The 24,392-nt window shown below is 60.8% G+C and carries 20 protein-coding genes; 6 read left to right on the forward strand and 14 right to left on the reverse strand.

Going from position 1 to position 24,392, the window contains the following annotated elements; genetic code table 11:
- Window positions 1–19 precede the first annotated feature (19 nt).
- Together LOY68_RS30915 and LOY68_RS30920 are read right to left on the reverse strand one after the other, a co-directional pair.
- Window positions 20–1,996 carry a methyl-accepting chemotaxis protein gene (locus LOY68_RS30915; RefSeq protein ID WP_265041667.1) on the reverse strand — a complete coding sequence of 659 codons (1,977 nt, stop codon included), beginning with the start codon at window positions 1,994–1,996 and terminating at the stop codon, window positions 20–22.
- A gap of 174 nt (window positions 1,997–2,170) precedes the next feature.
- Entirely contained in the window at window positions 2,171–3,091 is a 921-nt protein-coding gene (locus LOY68_RS30920; protein WP_054617030.1) for a LysR substrate-binding domain-containing protein, read from the reverse strand.
- 158 nt (window positions 3,092–3,249) lie between these two features.
- Between LOY68_RS30920 and LOY68_RS30925 the strand changes: the two genes are divergently transcribed.
- The gene (locus LOY68_RS30925) at window positions 3,250–4,647 is read left to right on the forward strand and encodes a NorM family multidrug efflux MATE transporter (RefSeq protein ID WP_265041670.1); all 1,398 of its coding nucleotides are present in this window, start codon (window positions 3,250–3,252) and stop codon (window positions 4,645–4,647) included.
- Window positions 4,648–4,724: 77 nt separating this feature from the next.
- On the opposite strand, the gene LOY68_RS30930 is transcribed toward LOY68_RS30925, so the two are convergent.
- On the reverse strand, window positions 4,725–6,395 hold the full coding sequence (locus tag LOY68_RS30930; protein ID WP_163910667.1) for a putative bifunctional diguanylate cyclase/phosphodiesterase: 1,671 nt from the start codon (window positions 6,393–6,395) through the stop codon (window positions 4,725–4,727).
- A gap of 263 nt (window positions 6,396–6,658) precedes the next feature.
- Between LOY68_RS30930 and rep the strand changes: the two genes are divergently transcribed.
- Together rep and LOY68_RS30940 are read left to right on the forward strand one after the other, a co-directional pair.
- Window positions 6,659–8,668, forward strand: coding sequence for a DNA helicase Rep (gene rep / locus LOY68_RS30935; RefSeq protein WP_054048492.1), 2,010 nt, complete (start codon window positions 6,659–6,661; stop codon window positions 8,666–8,668).
- Between the two features lie 56 nt (window positions 8,669–8,724).
- On the forward strand, window positions 8,725–9,297 hold the full coding sequence (locus LOY68_RS30940; protein ID WP_020799401.1) for a xanthine phosphoribosyltransferase: 573 nt from the start codon (window positions 8,725–8,727) through the stop codon (window positions 9,295–9,297).
- Window positions 9,298–9,424: 127 nt separating this feature from the next.
- Here the strand turns inward: LOY68_RS30940 and LOY68_RS30945 are convergent, their stop codons facing one another.
- The 6 genes from LOY68_RS30945 to dadA form a co-directional block, all read right to left on the reverse strand.
- On the reverse strand, window positions 9,425–11,347 hold the full coding sequence (locus LOY68_RS30945) for an acetyl-CoA hydrolase/transferase C-terminal domain-containing protein (protein WP_265041674.1): 1,923 nt from the start codon (window positions 11,345–11,347) through the stop codon (window positions 9,425–9,427).
- 245 nt (window positions 11,348–11,592) lie between these two features.
- The gene (locus LOY68_RS30950; protein WP_306660420.1) at window positions 11,593–12,003 is read right to left on the reverse strand and encodes a c-type cytochrome; all 411 of its coding nucleotides are present in this window, start codon (window positions 12,001–12,003) and stop codon (window positions 11,593–11,595) included.
- A gap of 181 nt (window positions 12,004–12,184) precedes the next feature.
- Window positions 12,185–12,733, reverse strand: coding sequence for a cupin domain-containing protein (locus LOY68_RS30955; RefSeq protein WP_047226150.1), 549 nt, complete (start codon window positions 12,731–12,733; stop codon window positions 12,185–12,187).
- 128 nt (window positions 12,734–12,861) lie between these two features.
- On the reverse strand, window positions 12,862–13,938 hold the full coding sequence (alr, locus tag LOY68_RS30960) for an alanine racemase (RefSeq protein ID WP_265041677.1): 1,077 nt from the start codon (window positions 13,936–13,938) through the stop codon (window positions 12,862–12,864).
- A 110-nt stretch (window positions 13,939–14,048) separates the two neighbouring features.
- Entirely contained in the window at window positions 14,049–14,402 is a 354-nt protein-coding gene (locus LOY68_RS30965; protein WP_054048481.1) for a RidA family protein, read from the reverse strand.
- Entirely contained in the window at window positions 14,374–15,678 is a 1,305-nt protein-coding gene (gene dadA / locus LOY68_RS30970; protein WP_054048753.1) for a D-amino acid dehydrogenase, read from the reverse strand. Before dadA ends, LOY68_RS30965 begins: the two co-directional genes overlap by 29 nt.
- A 156-nt stretch (window positions 15,679–15,834) precedes the next feature.
- Here dadA and LOY68_RS30975 point away from each other — a divergent pair, with 156 nt between their 5' ends.
- A complete protein-coding gene (locus tag LOY68_RS30975) occupies window positions 15,835–16,323 on the forward strand; it encodes an Lrp/AsnC ligand binding domain-containing protein (RefSeq protein WP_003177284.1) in 489 nt (162 codons plus the stop codon).
- 124 nt (window positions 16,324–16,447) lie between these two features.
- Here LOY68_RS30975 and LOY68_RS30980 read toward each other — a convergent pair whose 3' ends face one another.
- Entirely contained in the window at window positions 16,448–16,801 is a 354-nt protein-coding gene (locus tag LOY68_RS30980) for a YkgJ family cysteine cluster protein (RefSeq protein WP_007947437.1), read from the reverse strand.
- Window positions 16,802–16,948: 147 nt separating this feature from the next.
- Here LOY68_RS30980 and LOY68_RS30985 point away from each other — a divergent pair, with 147 nt between their 5' ends.
- Entirely contained in the window at window positions 16,949–18,241 is a 1,293-nt protein-coding gene (locus tag LOY68_RS30985) for an NAD(P)/FAD-dependent oxidoreductase (RefSeq protein WP_265041694.1), read from the forward strand.
- A 119-nt stretch (window positions 18,242–18,360) separates the two neighbouring features.
- Here the strand turns inward: LOY68_RS30985 and LOY68_RS30990 are convergent, their stop codons facing one another.
- The gene (locus LOY68_RS30990) at window positions 18,361–18,606 is read right to left on the reverse strand and encodes a DUF1127 domain-containing protein (protein ID WP_265041696.1); all 246 of its coding nucleotides are present in this window, start codon (window positions 18,604–18,606) and stop codon (window positions 18,361–18,363) included.
- 179 nt (window positions 18,607–18,785) lie between these two features.
- On the opposite strand from LOY68_RS30990, the gene LOY68_RS30995 reads away from it, so the two are divergent.
- Window positions 18,786–20,216, forward strand: a complete 1,431-nt coding sequence (locus LOY68_RS30995; RefSeq protein WP_265041698.1) for a PLP-dependent aminotransferase family protein — start codon at window positions 18,786–18,788, stop codon at window positions 20,214–20,216.
- Here the strand turns inward: LOY68_RS30995 and LOY68_RS31000 are convergent.
- The 3 genes from LOY68_RS31000 to LOY68_RS31010 form a co-directional block, all read right to left on the reverse strand.
- Entirely contained in the window at window positions 20,213–22,633 is a 2,421-nt protein-coding gene (locus LOY68_RS31000; RefSeq protein WP_265041699.1) for a fimbria/pilus outer membrane usher protein, read from the reverse strand. The two genes, LOY68_RS30995 and LOY68_RS31000, sit on opposite strands and share 4 nt — an antisense overlap.
- Window positions 22,633–23,337, reverse strand: coding sequence for a fimbria/pilus chaperone family protein (locus tag LOY68_RS31005; RefSeq protein WP_265041700.1), 705 nt, complete (start codon window positions 23,335–23,337; stop codon window positions 22,633–22,635). Before LOY68_RS31005 ends, LOY68_RS31000 begins: the two co-directional genes overlap by 1 nt.
- Before the next feature lie 176 nt (window positions 23,338–23,513).
- Window positions 23,514–24,164, reverse strand: coding sequence for a DUF1120 domain-containing protein (locus tag LOY68_RS31010; RefSeq protein WP_133835401.1), 651 nt, complete (start codon window positions 24,162–24,164; stop codon window positions 23,514–23,516).
- Window positions 24,165–24,392: the final 228 nt, after the last annotated feature.

A 24,392-nucleotide genomic window follows, 5' to 3' on the forward strand; every position in this document is an offset into this window, starting at 1 on the left:
AAGCTATTTCAGTGGCGCCTCAACGAAACCGGTCAACCTCATGTCGCAGGTCCGCCGCCAGCGATTCCAGCTCTTTGGCGGTGATGGCCAGATTGGAAACAACCTCACGCTGTTCGCTGTTGGCCAGCGCAATGCTTTGCAGGTTGCTGCTGAGCAACGTCGCCGTGCTGCTCTGCTCCTGAGTCGCGGTGGTGATCGCCGCAAATTGCTGGCCCGCCGAACGACTCTGCTCATCGATCCGCGCCAATGCCGAAGCAACGTTGGCATTGCGCGACAAGCCTTCCTGCATCAGCACATTGCCCTGCTCCATGGTGCTGATGGCGTTGCCGGTTTCCTGCTGGATGCTCTGGATCATCCCGGAGATTTCATCCGTCGCTTCACGGGTACGCGAAGCGAGGTTGCGCACTTCATCGGCCACCACCGCAAAACCGCGGCCCTGCTCGCCGGCACGGGCGGCTTCGATGGCGGCGTTCAGCGCCAGCAAGTTGGTCTGATCGGCAATCGCGGTAATCACCCCGACAATGCCGCCGATTTCCTGGGAGCGCTGGCCGAGGGTGTTGATCACGGTCGCGGTGCTGTTCAACGCGCCGGCGATTTGCTCCAGCGAGGAGGACGCTTCCTGCATCGATGTACGACCGATCTGAGTTTGCTGTGCGTTTTCCTGCGCCATGCGCTGGGTATTGCTCATGTTGTCAGCGATGTTCAGCGAGGTGGCGCTGAATTCTTCCACGGCACCGGCCATGCTGGTGATTTCGCCGGACTGCTGCTCCATCCCTTCATAAGCACCGCCGGACAGACCGGACAAGGCCTGGGCACGGCTGTTGACCTCTGCCGAGGCCTTGCGAATGTGCTCGACCATGGTCGACAGGGCCTGGCTCATCTGGTTGAAAGCCCGGGCCAACTGACCGATTTCATCATTGCTCGACACGTTCAGGCGCACGCTCAAATCACCGGCGCCCAAGGCTTCGGCCTGACGCACAAGGTCGCCCAACGGCGCCAGTTTGCTACGCAGCAACCAGACCGCCGAACCCACCGCGATCAACATCGCCAGCAGACTGCCGATGGCCAGTTGAATGCCGACGCTCCAGGTCACTGCGCTGATTTCCGCTTTCGGCATGCTCGCGACCACCGACCATGGCCCGCCTTCGAAGGGCACGGCCAGGCTGTAGAAGTCTTCCGAGGTGTCGCTCCAGAACTCGCCTTTACCCGGCTTCTGCGCCAACGCCGCAATGGTTGGGACTGCCTTGTCCAGCGCTTGCACGCCAGCAATCGGCACCAGCCATTTGCTTTGCTCATCCAGCAACGCCAAAGAGCCGGTCTTGCCGATGCGGAAGCGTTTCAAGTTCTCGAACTGCGCGTTCTGCGCGTCGGTGTAATCGAATCCTACGAACAGCACGGCAATCACCTTACCGCTGCTATCGCGTACGGGGGTGTACTGGGTCATGTAGGAACGTTCGAACAGCAACGCTCGACCAACGTAGCTCTGCCCCGCGATCAAGCGCGCATAGGCCGGGTGGGCGTGATCGAGCATGGTGCCGATGGCGCGGCTGCCGTCCTGTTTACTCAGGGACGTGCTGACACGCACAAAGTCTTCACCGCTGCGCACAAACAACGTGGCCACGCCGGCGGTCATTTGCTTGAACTCGTCGACTTCCTTGAAGTTGTTGTTCAACACTTCGCTGCCCAGGTGCAGGCCCGGGGTCTGCACGCCCGCCACCGTCACCGGCTCGTCCGGGTGCACGCTGATGCCGGCGCTGAAGCGCTTCTCGAACAAACCACTGAGGCGCTGGGTACTTTCCCGCAGCGTGCCGTGGAACGTACTGAGCTGATCCGCCAGCAACCTGGCCTCACTCGCCAGATGCTCTTCGCGGGTGGCGAGGTTGGCGGTGTCCAGCGAGCGCAGGGCGAACACGGTGCTGCCGCTGATGACAATCGCCAGTATCACGGCAAGCGCAAGACCAAGCTGTGAGGCAATCCGGGCACGGGGTTGAGACATGACAGCTCCTGGCCGAGCGACCGGATCCTCCTTGATCCGGCTCGACGCTCAGCAAAATTTCGAATAATGGGACTCACATGAAACCTGCACGAAGGTTCCACCTGCAGATTTTCGGCGGCAAACCTGAATACTTGAGTTTTTAACCCGGCTATAGCGCATGGCCACTATATCGTTTCAGCTCAGACGTTCAACATCCGGCAGTTCCATGGCCCGGACTTCCCCTTGCAGGAAATCGCTGAGCCGGCGCATGCGCTCACCGCCGGGGCGGGTTTTCGGCCAGACCAGGTAATATTTCTCACCGCTGGCGACGGCGGTCGGCCACGGCAAACTCAGACGCCCCTGCGCCACGTCTTCCGCGACCATCAGCAAATCCCCCATCGACACGCCGTAACCTCGGGCCGCCGCGATCATCCCCAGCTCCAGCGTGTCGAACACCTGCCCGCCCTTGAGCGATATCTGATCAGCCAACCCCATGCGTTCCAGCCAACTGCGCCAGTCGCGGCGATCCGGTGCCGGGTGCAGCAGCTCAGTGCTGGCGAGTCGCGCAACATCCCAGGGCTGGTCGTCCAGCAGGTTGGGGGCTCCCACCGGAATTAATTCTTCCGGAAACAGCAGGGTCGTCTCCCAGTCCGGTGGGAAATTTCCGTTGCTGAGGATCACCGCGCAATCAAACGGTTCGTGGTTGAAGTCCACGGTGTCGATGTCCATCCAGGCACTGGTCAGTTGCACCTCGTTGCCCGGTTGCAAGTGCCGAAAGCGACTGAGCCGCGCCAACAGCCAGCGCATGGTCAGGGTCGACGGGGCTTTCATGCGCAGGATGTCGTCTTCAGCGCGCAGCGTGTTGCAGGCACGTTCCAGGGCCGTGAACCCCTCGCGAATACCGGGCAGTATCAGCCGCGCCGAATCGGTCAGTTGCAGGTTGCGCCCGCTGCGGTGAAACAGCCGACAGGCGAAATGCTCTTCGAGCGTACGAATATGCCGACTGACCGCACTTTGGGTAATCGACAGTTCTTCCGCAGCACGGGTAAAGGAGCTATGCCGCGCCGCCGCTTCAAATGCGCGCAGGGCATACAACGGAGGAAGCCGACGAGACATGCGCAAAGCTCCTATAGCGGGATGAGGCCAACTTATCAGAAAGTCCGCTGGATGAGTTTTAATCATGCCACCCATCCTTTTTATCCCTTTGTGCAAACCTCGCCAAGCGCCGAGAATCAAGCCTTTCCCGTTCACTCTGATCATGGAGCGTGATGACCATGCAGCATCCAGCACGTACCGAACTCTGGGCCATCCTGCGGCTGGCGGGGCCGTTGATTGCCTCGCAGTTGGCGCACATGTTGATGGTCCTCACCGACACCTTGATGATGGCGCGCCTGAGTCCCGAGGCGCTGGCCGGCGGTGGCCTGGGCGCGGCGACTTACTCGTTCGTGTCGATTTTCTGCATCGGCGTGATTGCGGCGGTCGGGACGCTGGTGGCGATCCGTCAGGGCGCGGGCGATATCGTCGGCGCGGCGCGCCTGACTCAGGCCGGATTGTGGCTGGCCTGGTTAATGGCGCTGGTGGCGGGGTTGCTGCTGTGGAACCTCAAACCAGTGTTGTTGATGTTTGGCCAGACCGAAACCAACGTCCACTCAGCCGGGCTGTTCCTGACGTTCCTGCCGTTCGCCCTGCCCGGCTACCTGAGTTTCATGGCCCTGCGCGGTTTCACCAGCGCCATCGGCCGGGCGACGCCAGTGATGGTGATCAGCCTGGGCGGCACCGTGGCCAACTTCGTTCTCAACTATGCGTTCATCACCGGGATGTTCGGATTGCCGAAAATGGGTCTGGTGGGGATTGGTCTCGTGACCGCGATTGTCGCCAACCTGATGGCCGTGGCGCTGGCGCTGCACATTCGGCGGCACCCGGCTTATGACGCTTACCCGTTGCGCCAAGGGCTGTCGCGGCCGAACCAGCAGTACCTGAAAGAACTGTGGCGTCTGGGCCTGCCGATTGGTGGCACCTATGCGGTGGAAGTCGGGCTGTTCGCGTTCGCGGCGCTGTGCATGGGCACCATGGGCAGCACGCAATTGGCGGCGCATCAGATTGCCCTGCAGATCGTTTCGGTGGCGTTCATGGTGCCGGCGGGGCTTTCGTATGCGATCACCATGCGCATCGGCAAGCACTACGGTGCCGGGCAATTGCTCGACGCGCGGCTGTCCGGTCGGGTCGGGATTGCGTTTGGCGGCGCTTCGATGCTCGCCTTCGCCATGGTCTTCTGGTTGCTGCCGAATCAGTTGATCGGCTTGTTCCTGGACCATAACGACCCGGCCTTCCGCCCGGTCATCGACCTGGCTGTAAGCCTGTTGGCGGTGGCCGCGTGGTTCGAGCTGTTCGACGGCACGCAGACCATCGCCATGGGCTGCATTCGCGGGCTCAAGGATGCCAAGACCACGTTCCTGGTCGGGCTCGGGTGCTATTGGCTGATCGGCGCGCCGGCCGCGTGGATGATGGCCTTCAACTTGAATTGGGGGCCGACGGGTGTCTGGTGGGGATTGGCGTTGGGGCTGGCGTGTGCGGCGGTGAGTCTGACGCTGGCGTTTGAGTGGAAGATGAAGCGGATGATTCGGCGCGAGCCTTCGGTACAGGCCAGTTTCAGGGCGATTCAGCCGGATTAAGATCAAAAGATCGCAGCCTTCGGCAGCTCCTACGGGTGTACGCATTCCCATGTAGGAGCTGCCGAAGGCTGCGATCTTTAAATGGCCTCCACAACTGCCTGCTGGCTGGAACCAAACGTCAAATACTCAACCAGCTCAGGCAACGGCAACGGCCTGCTGATCAAATACCCCTGCACCTGATCACACCCAAACCCGCGCAACAAATCCAGCTGCTCCGGGGTTTCCACACCTTCGGCCACCACTTCCAGATTGAGGTTGTGCGCCAGGTTGATCATGGCGTGCACCAGTTTGCGGTTCTCTTCGCGCTCTTCCATACCGCCGACGAAGCTCTTGTCGACCTTCAGCAAGGTAATCGGCAGGCTGTTGAGGTGCACGAACGATGAAAATCCAGTGCCGAAATCGTCGAGAGAGAAGCGCACCCCGAGGCGGCCGAGGGCGTCCATGGTTTGTTTGACCAGGTCGCTGCGGCGCATCACGGCGGTTTCGGTCAGTTCGAATTCCAGCCACTGCGCTTCGACACCGCGTTCAGCAATCAACCGACTCAGCGTCGAAAGCAACTGGCTGTCCTGAAACTGGCGGAACGACAGGTTGATCGCCATGTGCAACGCCGGCAAACCCCGTTCGCGCAATGCCTGCATGTCGCGCAGGGCCCGGGAAATCACCCAGTAACCCAACGGCACGATCAAGCCGCTTTGCTCGGCCAGCGGCACGAATTCACTTGGCGGTAGCAAGCCGCGTTCGGCGTGACGCCAGCGCACCAAGGCTTCGAGGCCGACGATCTTGCCGTCTTCCAGGTTCAGGCGCGGCTGGTAATGCAGTTCCAGCTCATCGCGGCGCAAGGCCCGGCGCAGTTCGCTTTCCAGGTCGGCGACGCTGCGGGCATTGCGGTTGATGCGCTCGTTGAAGATGTGAAAGGTGCAGCCCTGGGTGCTTTTGGCTTGCTGCATGGCGATGTGCGCGTGCCACATCAACGGGTCGGCGCCGGCCTGGGCCCGCGCATGGGCAATCCCGAGGCTGGAGCCGATCAACAGGCTTTCGCCGTCGACCCAGTAAGGCTCGGACAGCGCTTCGGTAATGCGTTCGGCCATCCATTCGGCGCGTTGCGGCGCGCGGCGGGTGTCGATCAGCAGGGCAAATTCATCGCTGCCGAGGCGCGCCAGTTGATCGCCGACCTCGAGCTGGCTTTTCAGCCGCGCGACCACTTGCAGGATCAAGCGGTCGCCGGCCTGATGGCCGAGGGCGTCGTTGGCGTGCCGGAAGTTGTCGAGGTCGAGGTGACCGAGGGCCAGTCCACGGCCGTCGTGTTCCGCCAGGCGCGCCGCCAGCAGGGTCTGGAAACCCTGGCGGTTGGCAATGCCGGTCAGCGGGTCTTGCTCGGCCAGGCGTTGCAGGGTGTTTTCCAGCACACCGCGTTCGCGCACATGGCGCAGGCAGCGGCGCAGCATGCCGGGGTCGAGCACATCGCGCACCAACCAGTCGCTCACACCGTCGGGCGGGGTCGGCGGCTCATGTTCGAGCAGCAACACCGTCGGCAGGCTGCAACGGCCAGGCGCCGGCTGAAGGGCCGGGATCGTCAACAACACCGCGCTGCGGTTGTCTTCGAAAAGACTGCTGACCGACTCCCAGCTCGGCGCGCTGATCAGCACTGCCGAGCTCCCCATTGGAGCCAGACACTCGCGCAACAACGCTGCCCACGCCGGCTCTTCGGCCAGTAGCAGCAAACGCAAGGGTTCGACAGGCGTAGACAAGCTAGCTCCCTAGACTCTGCAATGATGTAGGCGGCGGGCATTATGCCGCGCCGGTAACCAATGACCAAATGACATCGGTTATCAAACACGGCTGTGTATCTGGAATTACGTACATTAGCCGCAAATTCTCCGCGCATCCTGCGTGAAAGTAACAAAACCGGCAATTAGAGATCGCGTGCTGCGTCACAAGTCGGAGAGAGCAGCACAATTCGCTGAGCCTGTTAAAATGCCGGCCCATTTCGCAAATGACTCCCTGATCCTGTATGTCCCGACTCAATCCCCGGCAGCAAGAAGCCGTGAACTACGTCGGCGGCCCTCTATTGGTGCTCGCCGGTGCAGGCTCCGGCAAGACCAGCGTGATCACACGCAAGATCGCGCACTTGATCCAGAACTGCGGCATCCGTGCCCAGTACATCGTCGCCATGACCTTTACCAACAAGGCCGCGCGCGAGATGAAGGAACGGGTCGGCACCCTGCTCAAGGGCGGCGAAGGCCGTGGCCTGACGGTGTGCACCTTCCACAACCTGGGCCTGAACATCATCCGCAAGGAACACGTGCGGCTGGGCTACAAACCGGGCTTCTCGATCTTCGACGAGACCGACGTCAAAGCCTTGATGACCGACATCATGCAGAAGGAATACTCGGGCGACGACGGCGTCGACGAGATCAAGAACATGATCGGCTCCTGGAAAAACGACCTGATCCTGCCGCCCGAAGCCCTGGAAAACGCGCGCAATCCCAAGGAACAGACCGCAGCCATCGTCTACACCCACTATCAGCGCACGCTTAAAGCGTTCAACGCGGTGGACTTCGACGACCTGATCCTGTTGCCGGTGAAGCTGTTCCAGGAACACGCCGACATCCTCGAAAAGTGGCAGAACAAGGTCCGCTACCTGTTGGTCGACGAATACCAGGACACCAACGCCAGCCAGTATTTGCTGGTGAAGCTGCTGATCGGCACGCGTAACCAGTTCACCGTGGTGGGCGACGATGACCAGTCGATCTACGCCTGGCGTGGCGCGCGTCCGGAAAACCTGATGCTGCTCAAGGACGATTACCCGTCCCTGAAAGTCGTCATGCTCGAACAGAACTACCGCTCCACCAGCCGCATCCTGCGTTGCGCCAACGTGCTGATCTCGAACAATCCCCACGAGTTTGAAAAACAACTGTGGAGCGAGATGGGTCACGGCGACGAAATCCGCGTGATCCGCTGCCGCAACGAAGACGCCGAAGCCGAGCGCGTGGCCGTGGAACTGCTGACCCTGCACTTGCGCACCGACCGGCCGTACAGCGACTTTGCGATCCTGTATCGCGGTAACTACCAGGCCAAGCTGATCGAGCTGAAGTTGCAGCACCATCAGATTCCTTACCGACTTTCCGGCGGCAACAGCTTTTTCGGACGTCAGGAAGTGAAAGACCTGATGGCTTACTTCCGCTTGATCGTGAACCCGGATGACGACAACGCCTTCCTGCGGGTGATCAACGTGCCGCGCCGGGAAATCGGTTCGACGACCCTGGAAAAGCTCGGCAACTACGCCACCGAACGCAAAATCTCGATGTACGCCGCCACCGACGAAATCGGCCTGGGCGAGCATCTGGACACACGTTTCACTGATCGCCTGTCGCGCTTCAAGCGCTTCATGGACAAGGTCCGCGAGCAGTGCGCCGGCGAAGATCCGATCTCGGCCCTGCGCAGCATGGTCATGGACATCGATTACGAGAACTGGCTGCGCACCAACAGCTCCAGCGACAAGGCCGCCGATTACCGCATGGGTAACGTCTGGTTCCTGATCGAGGCGTTGAAAAACACCCTGGAGAAAGACGAAGAAGGCGAGATGACCGTCGAAGACGCCATCGGCAAACTCGTCTTGCGCGACATGCTGGAACGTCAGCAGGAAGAGGAAGACGGCGCCGAAGGTGTGCAGATGATGACCTTGCACGCCTCCAAGGGCCTGGAATTCCCCTACGTGTTCATTATGGGCATGGAAGAGGAAATCCTCCCGCACCGTTCCAGCATCGAAGCCGACACCATCGAAGAAGAGCGCCGCCTGGCCTACGTCGGGATTACCCGCGCGCGCCAGACCCTGGCGTTCACCTTCGCCGCCAAGCGCAAGCAATACGGCGAGATCATCGACTGCGCGCCCAGCCGCTTCCTCGATGAACTGCCGCCGGACGACTTGGCGTGGGAAGGCAACGACGACACACCCGTTGAAGTCAAAGCCGTTCGCGGCAATACCGCATTGGCGGATATACGCGCGATGTTAAAGCGCTAGAATCGACTACTTTTTAACCAGCCTTAGACGCACAGCCGTCCTTAGAGGAAAGCTTCATGGAAGCACTGCACAAGAAAATTCGCGAAGAAGGCATCGTGCTTTCCGATCAGGTCCTGAAAGTCGACGCCTTTCTGAACCACCAGATCGACCCGGCCCTGATGAAGCTGATCGGCGACGAATTCGCCACGCTGTTCAAGGATTCGGGCATCACCAAGATCGTCACCATCGAAGCCTCGGGCATCGCCCCGGCGATCATGACCGGCCTGAACCTCGGCGTGCCGGTGATCTTCGCCCGCAAGCATCAGTCGCTGACGCTGACTGAAAACCTGCTGTCGGCGACCGTTTACTCGTTCACCAAGCAGACCGAAAGCACCGTGGCGATTTCCCCGCGTCACCTGACCAGCAGCGACCGCGTGCTGATCATCGATGACTTTTTGGCCAACGGTAAGGCGTCGCAAGCGCTGATCTCGATCATCAAACAGGCCGGCGCGACCGTGGCCGGCTTGGGGATTGTGATCGAGAAGTCGTTCCAGGGTGGGCGTGCGGAACTGGATGCGCAGGGTTATCGGGTTGAATCGTTGGCTCGCGTTCAGTCGCTGGCCGGCGGCGTTGTAACGTTCATCGAATAAAGCCACACCACAATCTCCCTGTGGGAGCGAGCCTGCTCGCGAATGCGGAGTGTCAGTCGACATCATCTTTGACTGACCCGACGCGTTCGCGAGCAGGCTCGCTCCCACAGTTGTTTTGTATCGACTGTTATTGCCCGGTGGCCTTCAGGCCCGTGAGCAACAACCGCTGAAACAAATCCTCCTTCAGCCCTTCCGGGTTGGTCAGTTGCATCCGCTCCAGATGCTCCGGGTATTGCGCAGCCTCCGGTGCATCCAGCGCAGCCTTGCCCAGCTCAAGAATCTCGCTCAGCTTGAACTTGCTCTTCAACCAGTTCAGCGCCCGCAACACGTCCCGCTCCACCTCGGTGAAATCACAACCCAACGGATACTCCGGAAACAGGTTCGGGTGCCGCGCCTTGATGTCCTGCAAACGCTGCGGGCTGTTGTCGGCGAACCGAGGATCGATGCGGAAATTCTTCGGCAACTTGCCGACGGCTTGAGCCTGTTCGATCAGCCCCGGCTGGAAGCGAGAATCGCTGATGTTGAGCAGCGCTTCGATCACCGCTGCATCGGTCTTGCCTCGCAAGTCGGCGATGCCGTACTCGGTGACCACGATGTCTCGAAGGTGCCGTGGAATCGTGCAGTGACCATATTCCCAGACAATGTTCGAACTGACTTCACCGCCCGCCTCGCGCCAGCTGCGCAGGATCAGCACCGAGCGCGCGCCTTCCAGCGCATGGCCCTGGGCGACGAAGTTGTATTGCCCGCCCACGCCACTGAGCACACGCCCGTCTTCCAGTTGATCCGCCACGCCAGCGCCCATCAGGGTCATGGTGAACACGGTATTGATAAACCGTGCATCGAGGCGCTGCAAACGCTTGAGTTCTTCCTGGCCGTAGAGCTCGTTGATGTAGCTGATGCGGGTCATGTTGAATTCGAGCCGCTTGCTCTGCGGCAACTCGCGCAGGCGCTCGTAAAAACTGCGCGGCCCGAGGAAAAACCCGCCGTGCACCGAGATGCCATCGGTTTGCGCCGCTTCGTCGAGGGTGCCGTCGTTGGCCTGTTGCTGGGTCGGCACGTCCGGGTAGACCTTGCGCCGCACGATCCCGGCATCCGCCAGCACCAGCAAACCGTTGACGAACATTTCGCTGCAACCGTACAGACCCTTGGCGAACGGTTCGACGCCGCCTTCGCGTTCGATCAACTGCGCCCACTGGCTCAGATTCAAGTCCGCCAGCAACGCTTTGTAACCGGCGTTATCCGCCTGGCGCGCCAGCAATGCCGCAGTCAACGCATCGCCCATGGAGCCGATGCCGATCTGCAGCGTGCCGCCATCGCGCACCAAAGTGCTGGCGTGCAGGCCGATGAAATGGTCCTGAAACCCCACCGGCATGTTTGGCGTGGAGAACAGCGTGGTGCTGTCCTTCGCGTCGATCAGCAGGTCGAACGCGTCCATGCCGACTTCCGCGTCGCCGGGCATGTAGGGCAAATCGTTGTGCACCTGACCGACGACCAGAATGGTCTCCCCTACTTCCCGGCGCTTGGCGATCATCGGGAACAGGTCGAGGGTGATGTCCGGGTTGCAACTCAGGCTCAGGCGATCCGGGTGATCGGCATGGCTGGCCACCAGTTGCGCAACAAGATTCAAACCGGCGGCGTTGATGTCCCGGGCGGCATGGCTGTAGTTGCTGCTGACGTAATCCTGCTGAGCCTGGGCGCTGTGCAGAAGGCTGCCGGGTTGCATGAAGAATTGCTGGATCTGAATGTTCGGCGGCAGGTTGTCTTTTTGCAGCTCGGCGAGAAAATCCAGCTCCGGATAATCGCCGAAGACGCGTTCGATGAAGGGTTCGAGGAAGCGCTTTTGCAAACCGTCGCCCAAGGAAGGACGACCGAGGCACAGGGCGGTGTAGATCGTCAGCCGCCGCTCGGGCAGTTGCGCGATGCGCTGGAACAGCGCGTTGACGAAGTGGTTGGGTTTGCCCAGGCCCAGGGGCAGGCCCATGTGAATATGCGCCGGCAACCGCGCCAGTACGTCATCGACCGCTTGTTCGATAGAACACAACTGCACCATCTGATCCTCCCGCACGTTCCGTGAATTGGGGTTGGACCGAGCTTGCCGGGTCTTTGCTGCATTGGCCACAAAAAAGCTGATCGGCCAACACCAAAACCAATGTAGGAGCTGCCGCAGGCTGCGATCTTTTGATGTTGATTGCTGAAACAAGATCAAAAGATCGCAGCCTGCGGCAGCTCCTACGGGGAACAGCAGACACAAAAAAGCCGCTCGCAAGCGGCTTTTTCGCGATAGATGCAGGCAGGTTACAGGCCGGACATCTCTTTGATGGCGCCCTTCAGCTCGTCATCCGAGCAATCGGCACAGGTGCCTTTTGGCGGCATGGAATTGATACCGGTAATGGCTTTGGCCAGGATGCCGTCGAGGCCGCCCTGATGATCGGCGCGCTCTTTCCAGGCGGCTTTGTCGCCGATTTTTGGCGCGCCTAGCAGGCCGGTGCCATGGCAAGCGTTGCAATGTTTTGCAATAACATCTTTAGGCGCCTTGGCACCACCGCCGGCGGTAGCGGCAGCGACTTCCATCCCTTTGCATTCTTGACCCGTTACACAAACCTGGCCGACTGGCTCAAGGCGTTTGGCAATGTCGTCGTTCGTCGCAGCTTGTGCGCTCACAGCCCAAAGGGCCAATACAGTTGCTGGTGCAGCCAGCATTTTCATAATTAGGTTCACGCGTTCACCCTCAATGGTGGCTATTCACGCCCGCGGCCACGGTTCGCAGGCGGGCGCAAGTATAACGGCAAGCCCGCCACACTGAAACAACCCCAAAGTCGAAGGGGTCTTGTTGTGCGGTGGAAAACAGCTCGGGCGCCTCGGCGGTACTGGCAGGACGCCTCTTTTCTTAGAAATTCGCCGGCGTGGCTGCGCTGATTAGTCGCGCCGGTGCGTCGAACGGATTCCGGAAACGGTGCGGCTTGGTACTTTCAAAGTAGTAGCTGTCGCCGGCTTCGAGCACAAAAGTTTCTGCGCCGACCACCAACTCCAGTCGCCCCTCGACCAAAATCCCGGTTTCCTCGCCCTCATGGGTGAGCATCTCGTCACCGGTATCGGCGCCTGGCGGGTAGATTTCATTGAGGAATGCGATGGCCCGGCTCGGGTGCGCCCGGCCGACCAGTTTCATGGTCACGGCACCATCGGAAATATCGATGAGCTCGTTGGCTTTGTAGACGATCTGAGTCGGTTTTTCCTGCAGGATCTCTTCGGAAAAGAACTCGACCATGGACATGGGAATCCCGCCCAGAACCTTGCGCAGCGAACTGATCGAGGGGCTGACGCTGTTCTTCTCGATCATCGAAATGGTGCTGTTGGTGACGCCCGCGCGCTTGGCGAGTTCACGCTGCGAAAGACCTTTGAGCTTACGGATGGATTGCAGTCGTTCACCGACGTCCAATGCTGGAGCCTCCAGGGATTCAGGTTGTAGGAATATTGAGCGTTATCATGGCGACAGCGTTCAGTATTTACAACACTTTGGCCTGAATCCTGTTCAGCGAGGCGACTTCCGGCACGCGGTGTTTCGGGTCAAGCCCCGGAATAGAGCAGCGGCACCCGGCGCAGGTTGCAGAAGATCTGGTAAGGAATCGTGTCCGCAGCCATGGCCACTTCGCTGGCCAGCACGTTTTTGCCCCATAACTCGACGGTCGAACCGAGGCCGGCTTGCGGCACATCGGTCAGGTCGATGCAGAGCATGTCCATCGATACCCGGCCGAGCAATTGGCTGCGCTGACCGGCGACCATCACTGGCGTACCGGTCGGCGCGTGACGCGGATAGCCATCGGCATAACCCATCGCCACCACGCCAATGCGCATCGGCTTTTGGGTGATGAACTTCGCGCCATAGCCGACGGGTTCGCCGGCCGGCAGTTCGCGCACGCAAATCACTTTCGATTCGAGGGTCATCACCGGTTGCAGGCGCGAGGCCACGGCGTTGGCTTCTTCGAAAGGCGTGGCGCCGTAGAGCATGATGCCCGGGCGCACCCAATCGCTCGGGATCTGCGGCCAACCGAGCACCGCTGGCGAGTTGCGCAGGCTGACCTCGGCGGCCAAGCCCTGGCGCGCCGCTTCGAACACCGCCACCTGCTCGGCGCTGGCCTGCTCGTGCAGCTCATCGGCCCGGGCGAAGTGGCTCATCAAGACAATTTTCGCCACTTTGCCGCTGGCCAGCAGCCGTTGATAGGCCGCCTGATAATCCTTCGGATGCAAGCCAACCCGGTGCATACCGGAATCGAGCTTGAGCCAGACCGTGATCGGTTTGCTCAGCGTGGCCTTCTCGATCGCTTCGAGTTGCCACAACGAATGCACCACGCACCAGAAGTCATGCTCGACGATCAGCGACAGCTCATCGGCTTCGAAAAAACCTTCCAGCAACAACACCGGCGCCCGAATGCCTGCGGCGCGCAGCTCCAAGGCCTCTTCGATGCAGGCCACTGCAAACCCGTCCGCCTCGGCTTCCAGCGCCTGGGCGCAACGCACCGCGCCATGGCCATAGGCATCAGCCTTGATCACCGCAAGGGCCTTGGCCCCCGCCGTGAGTTCACGGGCGACTTGGTAGTTGTGACGCAGGGCTTGAAGGTCAATCAGGGCACGGGCAGGACGCATGGCGGCAGACTTCTAGGCGGTCATGGGAATAAAAAACCGGCGCTGGCTGACGGCGTGAACCGCCAGCAGCACCGGGAGAGGGATCGTTTCCAACAGGTCGTTGCGGCGCTTTACGGCAGCGCGGCAACTACCGACAACTCAACCAGGATTTCCGGTTCGCACAACTTCGACTCGACGGTGGCACGGGCTGGCGCGACGCCTTTTGGCAGCCACTTGTCCCAGACCGCATTCATGCCTTCGAAATGCGCGTCGATGTCTTTCAGGTAAATCGTCACCGACAGCAAGTGGTGCTTGTCGGTGCCGGCCAGATCGAGCAAACGCTCGATGTTGGCGAGGGTTTCACGGGTCTGCTGTTCAATCCCGGCGCTCATGTCATCGCCGACCTGCCCTGCCAGATACACCGTTCCGTTGTGAGCGACGATCTGACTCATGCGCTCATTGGTGAGCTGGCGCTGGATTGCCATGTTTTGCGGACTCCTGGATTTTGCGGCCATAACGGGAAATATCGAGGCCTTCGGCGCTGATCTGCGGAGTTTTCTTCGCCATCAGGTCAGCCAGCAAGCGACCGGAACCACAAGCCATGGTCCAACCGAGCGTGCCGTGGCCAGTGTTCAAGAACAGGTTGCTGAATTTGGTTGCGCCAACGATCGGCGTGCCGTCCGGAGTGGTCGGACGCAGACCGGTCCAGAAACTTGCCTGGGCCAGATCGCCGCCCTGAGGATAAAGGTCGTTGACGATCATCTCCAGGGTTTCGCGTCGACGCGGGTTCAGCGACAGGTCAAAACCGGCTATTTCAGCCATGCCGCCGACGCGGATGCGGTTGTCGAAACGGGTGATCGCGACCTTGTAGGTCTCGTCGAGAATGGTCGAGGTCGGGGCCATCGCCGGGTTGGTGATCGGCACGGTCAGGGAGTAACCCTTGAGCGGATACACCGGGGCCTTGATGCCCAGCGGCTTGAGCAATTGCGGCGAGTAGCTGCCGAGTGCCAGGACGTAACGGTCAGCGGTTTCCAGTTTGCCGTCGATCCACACGCCGTTGATGCGATCACCGGCGAAGTCGAGTTTCTGGATGTCCTGGCCGTAACGGAATTCCACACCCAGTTTCACGGCCATTTCGGCCAGGCGAGTGGTGAAGATCTGGCAGTCGCCGGTCTGGTCGTTCGGCAGGCGCAGGGCACCGGCGAGGATGTCGGTGACAGCGGCCAAGGCCGGTTCAACCCGGGCAATGCCGGCGCGGTCGAGCAGTTCGAACGGCACACCGGACTCTTTCAGCACAGCGATGTCTTTCGCGGCGCCATCGAGTTGGGCTTGGGTGCGGAACAGCTGTGTAGTACCGAGGCTGCGGCCTTCGTAGGCAATCCCGGTTTCGGCGCGCAATTCGTCGAGGCAGTCACGGCTGTACTCGGACAGACGGACCATGCGCTCTTTGTTCACGGCGTAGCGGTTGGCGGTGCAGTTGCGCAGCATCTGCGCCATCCACAGGTATTGGTCGATGTCGGCAGTAGCCTTGATCGCCAACGGCGCGTGGCGTTGCAGCAGCCACTTGATGGCCTTGAGCGGCACACCCGGCGCGGCCCACGGTGAGGCATAGCCCGGCGATACCTGCCCGGCGTTGGCGAAACTGGTCTCCATGGCCGCAGCCGGCTGCCGGTCCACGACCACCACTTCAAACCCGGCACGCGCCAGATAGTAAGCACTGGCGGTACCGATGACGCCGCTACCCAAGACCATAACGCGCATTTTCATATCCCTCATCGCGGCTTACCGCTGACGTGTGTTGTGCAGACCGAAGATGTGGGCAGTTTAAAAAAGATTAGCCAGTGCATTTCACTATATAAGTGCCTATATTTGGCGACAATTCTCGGCAAAAACCCTTTTCACGGAGGCGCATCCCCTATGCGTACCAACACTCAGACCAAACGTGAGCTGGACAAGATCGACCGCAACATCCTGCGGATCCTGCAAGCGGACGGGCGCATCTCCTTCACCGAGCTGGGGGAAAAGGTCGGTCTGTCGACCACGCCTTGCACTGAGCGGGTCCGGCGCCTGGAACGCGAAGGGATCATCATGGGCTACAACGCCCGGCTCAACCCGCAGCATCTCAAGGGTAGTCTGCTGGTGTTCGTCGAGATCAGTCTCGACTACAAATCCGGCGATACTTTTGAAGAGTTCCGACGCGCGGTGCTGAAACTGCCCCACGTGCTGGAGTGCCATCTGGTGTCAGGGGATTTCGATTATCTGGTGAAGGCGAGGATTTCCGAGATGGCTTCGTATCGCAAATTGCTCGGCGATATCCTGCTCAAACTGCCGCATGTGCGCGAATCCAAGAGCTATATCGTGATGGAAGAAGTGAAAGAGAGCTTGAGTCTGCCGATTCCGGATTGAGTTCAGCGGTGCCTGGACGGACGTCTTCGCGAGCAAGCCCGCTCCCACATTGGAATGCGTTCCCCTGTGGGAGCGGGCTTGCTCGCGAAGGGGGCGACTCGGTCCAACTGAATGAATACCGGATTTAAACCAACACCTGCCGCGTCGAGGCCATGTACTCATGAATCTGCTTCTCCACACGCGGATGAATCAGCTCCACCGGCCCGCGCCCATTGGGGCATGGCAAGGTTTTGGTGGTGCCGAACAACCGGCAGATCAACGGCCTCTCGTCATACACAGTGCAACCGTTGGGCCCCAGGTGTACGCAATTGAGCTCGTCCATCGCCGCATCCTGCTCGGCGCGGGTCTTGCGCGGCAGGCGCGACATTTCTTCCGGTGAAGTCGTCACCGGACCGCAGCAGTCATGGCAGCCGGGCACGCACTCGAACGAGGGAATCTGCTGCCGCAGGGTGCGAATTTTCTGACTGTTGCAGCTCATCGAAGCGGTGACCAAAAGCGGAATAGAGCGCGATTCTGACGCAAAAGCCCCAATCCAGACAGCGCCGCCCGACCAATGTTGCCCGCGCCGGAACGTCCGGCTTATGCTCCGTCAACTTTTTCAAACACCAGAATCAGGAACTCACGCATGAATGCCCCTGCCCGGCACACCGACTCTTACTACGCCGCCAGCAGCCTGCCGCAGCCCGATCACCCGGTGCTCCAGGGCGAATTGATCGCGGACGTATGCGTGGTTGGCGGCGGGTTTTCCGGGTTGAACACGGCGCTTGAATTGGCGGAGCGCGGCCTCAGCGTGGTGCTGCTGGAAGCACACAAGATTGGTTGGGGCGCCAGCGGGCGCAATGGCGGGCAATTGATTCGCGGCGTTGGCCATGGCCTCGATCAGTTCGCCAATGTCATCGGTGCCGACGGCGTGCGTCAGATGAAACTCATGGGCCTGGAAGCGGTGGAAATCGTCCGACAGCGAGTTGAGCGTTTTCAGATCCCCTGCGACCTGACGTGGGGTTATTGCGACCTCGCCAACAAACCTCGCGATCTCGAAGGTTTTGCCGAAGACGCCGAAGAACTGCGCAGCCTCGGTTATCGCTACGAAACCCGCCTGCTGCAAGCCAACGAAATGCATTCGGTGGTCGGCTCCGATCGTTACGTCGGTGGCTTGATCGACATGGGTTCCGGGCATTTGCATCCGCTGAATCTGGCGCTCGGCGAAGCGGCCGCCGCGCAGCAATTGGGCGTGAAGCTGTTCGAACAGTCGGCGGTCACCCGCATCGATTACGGCACCGAAGTTAAGGTCCATACCGCCCAGGGCATGGTCCGCGCCAAGACCCTGGTGCTGGGTTGCAACGCCTATCTCAATAACCTCAACCCCGAACTCAGCGGCAAAGTGCTGCCCGCTGGCAGTTACATCGTCGCTACCGAGCCGTTGAGCGAAGAACAGGCCCACGCCCTATTGCCGCAGAACATGGCGGTCTGCGACCAGCGCGTGGCCCTGGATTACTACCGACTCTCGGCGGATCGGCGCTTGCTGTTCGGGGGCGCCTGCCACTATTCAGGCCGGGACCCGAAAGACATCGCCGCGTATATGCGGCCGAAGATGCTGGAGGTGTTCCCGCAACTGGCCGGGGTGAACATCGACTACCAATGGGGCGGCATGATCGGCATCGGCGCCAACCGCTTGCCGCAGATTGGTCGGCTCAAGGACCAGCCGAATGTGTATTACGCCCAGGCATATTCAGGTCACGGGGTGAATGCCACGCACCTGGCTGGCAAGTTGTTGGCCGAGGCGATCAGTGGGCAGCACAGTGGCGGGTTCGATCTGTTTGCGCAGGTGCCACACATCACCTTCCCCGGTGGCCGGCATTTGCGTTCGCCGTTGTTGGCGCTGGGGATGTTGTGGCATAGGCTTAAAGAGTTGGTTTGAAGGATTTTTGGCGTCTGTGGGGACGCCTTCGCGGGCAAGCCTCGCTCCTACAGGTATCCAGCGCATAACCTGTAGGAGCGAGGCTTGCCCGCGAATGGACCTAAAGAACACCACAGACTTCAGATCCGCCAGAAAGGCTTAAGCCCCTCCTCCAGCGCTTCCTCCCGACTCAACCCCACATCCCGCAACTGCTCCGGGGTCAGGTTCAGCAACGCCTTGCGCGTGTGCAGACGATGCCAGAACAGATCCCAGCGATTCAGGCAGGACGGCGCGTTACGCATGCGCGCCTCACGGGTGCCGTGGTTCTGCCCTGCTGCCAGTTCCTGACTGTGTAACGTCAGCCGCACATCGCTCAAGCCGTTCATTTTGATTGCTCCTGTTTACTTGGGTAGCCAGAGGTTTCATCATGCGCGGACGCCGAAAAGCATTACAGATCCAAACAGAATGTATTATTTCCATACAGATTGGCCGCCAAAAGCTCTGAATCCTGTATTTCTGCCCCATCTGTACCGGTTAACCGAATCACCTGCACCGAGGCAGTGTCATGACCCTTTACGTCAATCTCGCTGAATTGCTCGGCACGCGTATCGAACAGGGCTTCTATCGCCCAGGCGACCGGCTGCCGTCGGTGCGGGCGTTGAGCGTTGAACACGGGGTCAGCCTGAGCACGGTGCAGCAGGCTTACCGCGTGCTGGAAGACAGCGGTCTGGCCACGCCGAAACCGAAATCCGGCTACTTCGTGCCGGTCAGCCGCGAGTTGCCGGAACTGCCCGCCGTCGGCCGTCCGGCGCAGCGCCCGGTGGATATTTCCCAGTGGGATCAGGTGCTGGAGTTGATTCGCGCCGTGCCGCGCAAAGACGTGGTGCAACTGGGCCGCGGCATGCCGGACATCACCACGCCGACCATGAAACCACTGCTGCGCGGGCTGGCGCAGATCAGTCGGCGCCAGGACATGCCCGGCCTGTATTACGACAACATCCACGGCAACCTCGAACTGCGCGAACAGATCGCCCGGCTGATGCTCGATTCCGGCTGCCAGTTGAGCGCCTCCGAGCTGGTGGTGACCACCGGTTGTCACGAAGCGCTGTCCACCAGCATCCGCTCCATCTGCGCACCCGGTGACATCGTCGCCGTGGATTCGCCGAGCTTTCACGGCGCCATGCAGACCCTCAAGGGCCTGGGCATGAAAGCCCTGGAAATCCCCACCGACCCGCTCACCGGGATCAGTCTCGATGCGCTGGAACTGGCCTTGGAACAATGGCCGATCAAGGCCATACAGTTGACCCCCAACTGCAACAACCCGCTGGGCTACATCATGCCGGAGGCGCGCAAACGCGCATTGTTGAACCTGGCACAGCGCTTCGACGTGGCGATCATCGAGGACGATGTGTATGGTGAACTGGCCTACACCTACCCGCGTCCGCGCACGATCAAATCCTTCGACGAAGACGGCCGCGTGCTGCTCTGCAGCTCCTTTTCCAAGACCCTGGCGCCGGGATTGCGTATTGGTTGGGTAGCGCCGGGCCGCTACCTGGAACGGGTGCTGCACATGAAATACATCAGCACCGGCTCCACCGCACCGCAAGCGCAGATCGCCATCGCCGACTTCCTCAAGGGCGGCCACTTCGAACCGCATTTGCGGCGGATGCGCAGCCAATACCAGCGCAATCGCGACATGATGATTGATTGGGTAACGCGCTACTTCCCGGCCGGCACCCGCGCCAGTCGTCCTCAGGGCAGTTTCATGCTGTGGGTCGAACTACCGGAAGGCTTCGATACCTTGAAACTGAATCGTGCGCTGCACGACCAGGGCGTACAGATTGCCGTCGGCAGCATTTTTTCGGCCTCGGGCAAGTATCGTAATTGCCTGCGGATGAATTACTCCGCCAAGCCGACGGCACAAATTGAAGAGGCGGTGCGCAAGGTCGGCGCGGCGGCGATCAAACTGTTGGCAGAGACGGAAAGCGACCGCTAACCCGCCCGACAAACCACCTCGGCGGTGGCGTAAGGCAGGGACGATTCAGGCAGCCGGGTAGCGTCGAGTTCAAGCTGACAAGGCCGGCTTTCCGGGAGCATCACCTGCAGTCGAACGTCGTCAGGCGCATCGGCCAGGTACACCAGGCCGGCGTCTACCACGCTGGTCAGGTACTCGCCCTGAGAGTCATGTACCGAAGCGCCCTTGGGCACCCAATCGCCCTCGGCCGTGCGCACATGCAGCATCAAGCGGCGCACCGAGCCCACGCTGAAATCGAGTCGCAGCACTGCGCCGCGTCCGGCTTCGACTTCCTGATAACCATTGAGCACGTCGAGGTGGCGCGGCAGGCTGACGGTGTCGATTTCGATCCGGCTGGTCTGGTAGGCCGGCAGGCTCGCCGCCACTGCTCGCCCACCGCCATCGGTCCAGACCGGACCTTGGGGTGTGCTGACCTTGACCCCGGCCGCCTCGCCCACCTTGAGCAGGCCGAAAGTATCACGCAACGGATAAGGCGATGCCGTCAGCCCTTTTTCATGGATCGCCACGCCGCCGCGCAGGGTGAGGTCGTAACTGCTGGCGCCGGCACCGCTGCGTGAATAACCAAGATCAACGCTGGTGTAACGGGGCAAGGCATTGAGGCGCCCGTTGAAATCGGTCTGGCCACTGTCAGAACGGTCTGCGCCGAGGCTGTAGCCCAAGGTGTCGCTGAGCTGTTCGGTGTAGCGAGCGCCGCTACGCAGCCCGCTTCGCTGATCGTGGCGCGCGTAAGTACTAAGGCTTCGGTTACGCCCAAGTGGCACGCTGAGGTTGGCATACAGACCCGTCCCACGGGCGTTATCACCGCTGTCGCGCTGCACACTCAACGACAGGTTCGCCCCACTGAACGCCCGTGACCACGAGGTACTGATGCGCGAACGATCCTGCCCACCTGCCACGGTATAGCGTGTCAACGAGCCGGAAAACGCTCCCCATCGCGGGTCCGAATGGCTCAACGACGCGCCCCACTGACGTTCAGAACGACTACCGAACTCATCGGCAACCGCCTCCAATCCAGTGTCAGCCAAATGGCGAAACCCTCGACTGCGCTGACTCGCCGTCAGGCTGGCAGACAATCCTGGGCCCAATGCCGAGCTGAGCGTGGCTTGCAGCTCTCGGCCATGACCACTTCGTGGCGTACGCGAACTCAGTTGCTGGAAACTCACCGCCGAACTTCGCGTCAAGGCTTGCTGCACACCCCAGCCCAAGGATTGGTATTGACCAGCCCCCATCAATCCGCTGCTCAACTGAGTCGCAGCTCCCCACTGCCAGTCCTTGCTCACCGCAAAGAATGACGGCGCCTCGCGCTCGTCGCCGTCAAACCGCCGCACCTTGCCTGCGGCAATCCCAAAGCCAGGCAACGCGCCGACGCTGATCGGACGTACGTTGGCCGCCGGTACGCGAAAATCACGCTGCTCGCCGTTCTCTTCGAAGACGCTGACTTCAAGATCCAGTCGATTGCTGAGCAACGGCAGGTCGCGCAGGGTAAACGGCCCGCTGGGGACGAGCGTGGTGTAGATCACCACGCCACTCTGGCGCACCTCGACCCGCGCCGGAGAATAAGCCACCCCTTGCACCGCCGTCCCGGCGCCCAGGCCTTCGCCGTTGCGCAATGCGAGGGCCATTTCCGGGAGTATCTGCAAGCCGGTGAAGGCTCCCCCGGCAAACAGCGATGAATGCATGTTGAGTTGGCCCAGTTGCACGTTGGCCTGAAAACGCTCCCAGGTACGCGAGGCCTGGGTGTACAGCGTTTCGAAACGCTCCACGCCCTGAAACGAGGTGTAGTTTTGTCGGCTGCGCACCACCCAGTCGCCGGCGTTGAAACCCAGTTCGGTGCCGAGGCTGCGGAACTGGCTGGATTGTCCGGCAGCAGAACTGGTGAGCAGCAGCGCGTCGTAGTTGAACAACCCGGCCATTCCGCCCGTGGACCAGGTTCGCGGATGTGGCACTGACGGCAGCAACAGGTCGGTTGGCACCAACAATTTCACTTGTTGCTTGCCCGGGTCGAGCTGCACCTGTGCACCCTCCAGACCTTCGATGCTCCTTACGCACTGCGCAGCGTCAGCAATCGCGGGCAACTCCGATGGCGCGGCAATCGCGGCCTGATCAAGCAGATTCGCATCGAAGCACAACTGTCCCGCTTCATCGAATGTCGCCATAACCTGCCCCGAAGGTGCGCCATTGACCTGCAGCGCCACGCGATTTCGTCCCGCAGCAAAGCGTGGCGCACGAGCAAAATGCCCGGCAACTTTCGGATCGATGCCACGCGCCTTGAGCACTGACTGATCGAACTCGGTGAGCGCCTCGCCCCAAGTATTTTCCGTCGCCAACATGACCAGAGCAAAGCCGCCGACCAGATTCCAACCGCTGCCATGACTCACTACTGCAAGCTCAGCGGCGCATCATAGTTACCGACGGCAAACCCGTAGGTTGTCGCGGGAAACAGTCGCACATGCGTCGCCAGGATCGACGGCGCAGGGAGGCTCAGCACCTCCCCCGGCAGGATATAAGTGCGTCCCAGGTCCAGCGTCGCACCTCCGGGAATCAGGTTCACCGACCTGGCCAGCCGCACCACATAGGGACTGGGATTACTGACCCGCACCTGATTGCCGGCCCCCGTCCAGACCAGGCGCTTCCAGGGCATGCGATCTACCGGAAGATTGGCCGGACGCAGGATGACCGGAATGTTCTGCCGGATTCCCAGGCTGACGTGTGCACCACTCCTATCGTGTACGGGCTTGATGCCTTCCAGCACCACACGCTTGAGCCGCTCGGTTTTCAGGGGTTTGGCGCTGTGCAGGATGAATCGCACTTGCTGGCTCTGGCCTGCTTCGACCCGCGCCACCGGCGGGTTCAGCAACAACAACGGCTCGTCGTCCTCGGCGATATGCTCGATGGAGCTGTACAGTAGCGCGGGCTGGTCGTCGGAATTCCTGACGTTCAGGGTCGCCTCGCCCAACGCCTGGTCAACCACCACCACGGGCGTTTCGGGGATCATTCCAGCGGCCTGCGCACTCGGAATCGTGAACGACAGGCACACAGCAGCGAAAGCGCTAAGCGCCTTGAAAGATTTGAAGGGATACATGAAAGGCTCCAGAAGGCAGAGACCGACGCTGTTGAAGTCAGCGTCGGCCAATACCCGGTGATGCAATGACGCCTGTCGATAACGGTTTTTCAGGCAAGCCGCGCCCTAGATTCGCACCAGGCAAACCCCGTCAATCAGGCAGGTTCAGAGCACGGTGACGCAGGGGTTGCGCCGGCTCAGAGGTAGTACACGTCAAACGTGACCGAACCATCGAGCAGGAACTCGTCGGTGGTCGGTGGCAGCTCGGAGGTGGCGCGAATGGCCGCTGCCACTTTCATCGGGAAGGTGTGCAGACGTGCTGCGGCCGGGCCTGCTGACGCGTTTGGCCCCCATGAGTAAGAGATCGGCGCATTGGACACCAATCCGCTTACCGGAACACGCCATGCCGGATTGTCCGGCGAGCGCACCAGGAACATTTGCGGATTGCCATCGGTCAATGGTTGACCGGTCAACAGACCGAAACCACCGATGCCGACGCCCTGGGTATTGCCCAAGCCGTAGTAAAGCGCATCGCTGGTCCGGCCATTGAACGTGAGACCGGGCACCTTGGTCGCGCCACGATTGTCAGTGACGGCGATTTCCACCGCCGCCGGCGCATCGCAAGCGATCTTCAGGGTGATATCCCGTGTCGGCAGGTTGTTTTGCGCGGCAGGGTTCAAGGTGGCGGAAAAGATTCGCCCCAGATCGACATTGCTGCCGCCGGCAAAGGCCGGAATGCATGAGGTCGGGATCACCGTGCCGGAGACTGTCAGATCGACGCTCGCAGCCTGCACCGCCGTCGGTGCCAGTGCAGCAGCGAAAACGCTTACCCAATACAACTTCTTCATAATCACTTACCTGTGAAATAGCTGGAAACATGGACGCCCAGGCTGCGCCAGGAATTAGCCGCAGCCTGCCAACGCATCCAATGCCCCGCCATCATTCCGGGTTTTGTAGGACTTTTATGTAGGAAAAGAAGACAAATCGACGGGGCTTTATCTACAGATTTGGTAGTTTCTGATGGTTCACGGAGAACTGTCCGACAACCAGAGGCGTCACATCCTGCAAACGCGATG

Origin of the sequence: Pseudomonas sp. B21-053 (assembly GCF_026016365.1) — a bacterium.
Classification (GTDB): domain Bacteria; phylum Pseudomonadota; class Gammaproteobacteria; order Pseudomonadales; family Pseudomonadaceae; genus Aquipseudomonas; species Aquipseudomonas nunensis.

What these genes read in the sequence shown, in the direction of transcription:
- LOY68_RS30915 (WP_265041667.1), bottom strand. Translation starts at nt 1,996, where the DNA reads ATGTCTCAACCCCGTGCCCGGATTGCCTCACAGCTTGGTCTTGCGCTT.
- LOY68_RS30920 (WP_054617030.1), bottom strand. Translation starts at nt 3,091, where the DNA reads ATGTCTCGTCGGCTTCCTCCGTTGTATGCCCTGCGCGCATTTGAAGCG.
- LOY68_RS30925 (WP_265041670.1), top strand. Translation starts at nt 3,250, where the DNA reads ATGCAGCATCCAGCACGTACCGAACTCTGGGCCATCCTGCGGCTGGCG.
- rep (WP_054048492.1), top strand. Translation starts at nt 6,659, where the DNA reads ATGTCCCGACTCAATCCCCGGCAGCAAGAAGCCGTGAACTACGTCGGC.
- LOY68_RS30940 (WP_020799401.1), top strand. Translation starts at nt 8,725, where the DNA reads ATGGAAGCACTGCACAAGAAAATTCGCGAAGAAGGCATCGTGCTTTCC.
- LOY68_RS30945 (WP_265041674.1), bottom strand. Translation starts at nt 11,347, where the DNA reads ATGGTGCAGTTGTGTTCTATCGAACAAGCGGTCGATGACGTACTGGCG.
- LOY68_RS30950 (WP_306660420.1), bottom strand. Translation starts at nt 12,003, where the DNA reads ATGAAAATGCTGGCTGCACCAGCAACTGTATTGGCCCTTTGGGCTGTG.
- alr (WP_265041677.1), bottom strand. Translation starts at nt 13,938, where the DNA reads ATGCGTCCTGCCCGTGCCCTGATTGACCTTCAAGCCCTGCGTCACAAC.
- LOY68_RS30965 (WP_054048481.1), bottom strand. Translation starts at nt 14,402, where the DNA reads ATGGCAATCCAGCGCCAGCTCACCAATGAGCGCATGAGTCAGATCGTC.
- dadA (WP_054048753.1), bottom strand. Translation starts at nt 15,678, where the DNA reads ATGCGCGTTATGGTCTTGGGTAGCGGCGTCATCGGTACCGCCAGTGCT.
- LOY68_RS30975 (WP_003177284.1), top strand. Translation starts at nt 15,835, where the DNA reads ATGCGTACCAACACTCAGACCAAACGTGAGCTGGACAAGATCGACCGC.
- LOY68_RS30980 (WP_007947437.1), bottom strand. Translation starts at nt 16,801, where the DNA reads ATGAGCTGCAACAGTCAGAAAATTCGCACCCTGCGGCAGCAGATTCCC.
- LOY68_RS30985 (WP_265041694.1), top strand. Translation starts at nt 16,949, where the DNA reads ATGAATGCCCCTGCCCGGCACACCGACTCTTACTACGCCGCCAGCAGC.
- LOY68_RS30990 (WP_265041696.1), bottom strand. Translation starts at nt 18,606, where the DNA reads ATGAACGGCTTGAGCGATGTGCGGCTGACGTTACACAGTCAGGAACTG.
- LOY68_RS30995 (WP_265041698.1), top strand. Translation starts at nt 18,786, where the DNA reads ATGACCCTTTACGTCAATCTCGCTGAATTGCTCGGCACGCGTATCGAA.
- LOY68_RS31005 (WP_265041700.1), bottom strand. Translation starts at nt 23,337, where the DNA reads ATGTATCCCTTCAAATCTTTCAAGGCGCTTAGCGCTTTCGCTGCTGTG.
- LOY68_RS31010 (WP_133835401.1), bottom strand. Translation starts at nt 24,164, where the DNA reads ATGAAGAAGTTGTATTGGGTAAGCGTTTTCGCTGCTGCACTGGCACCG.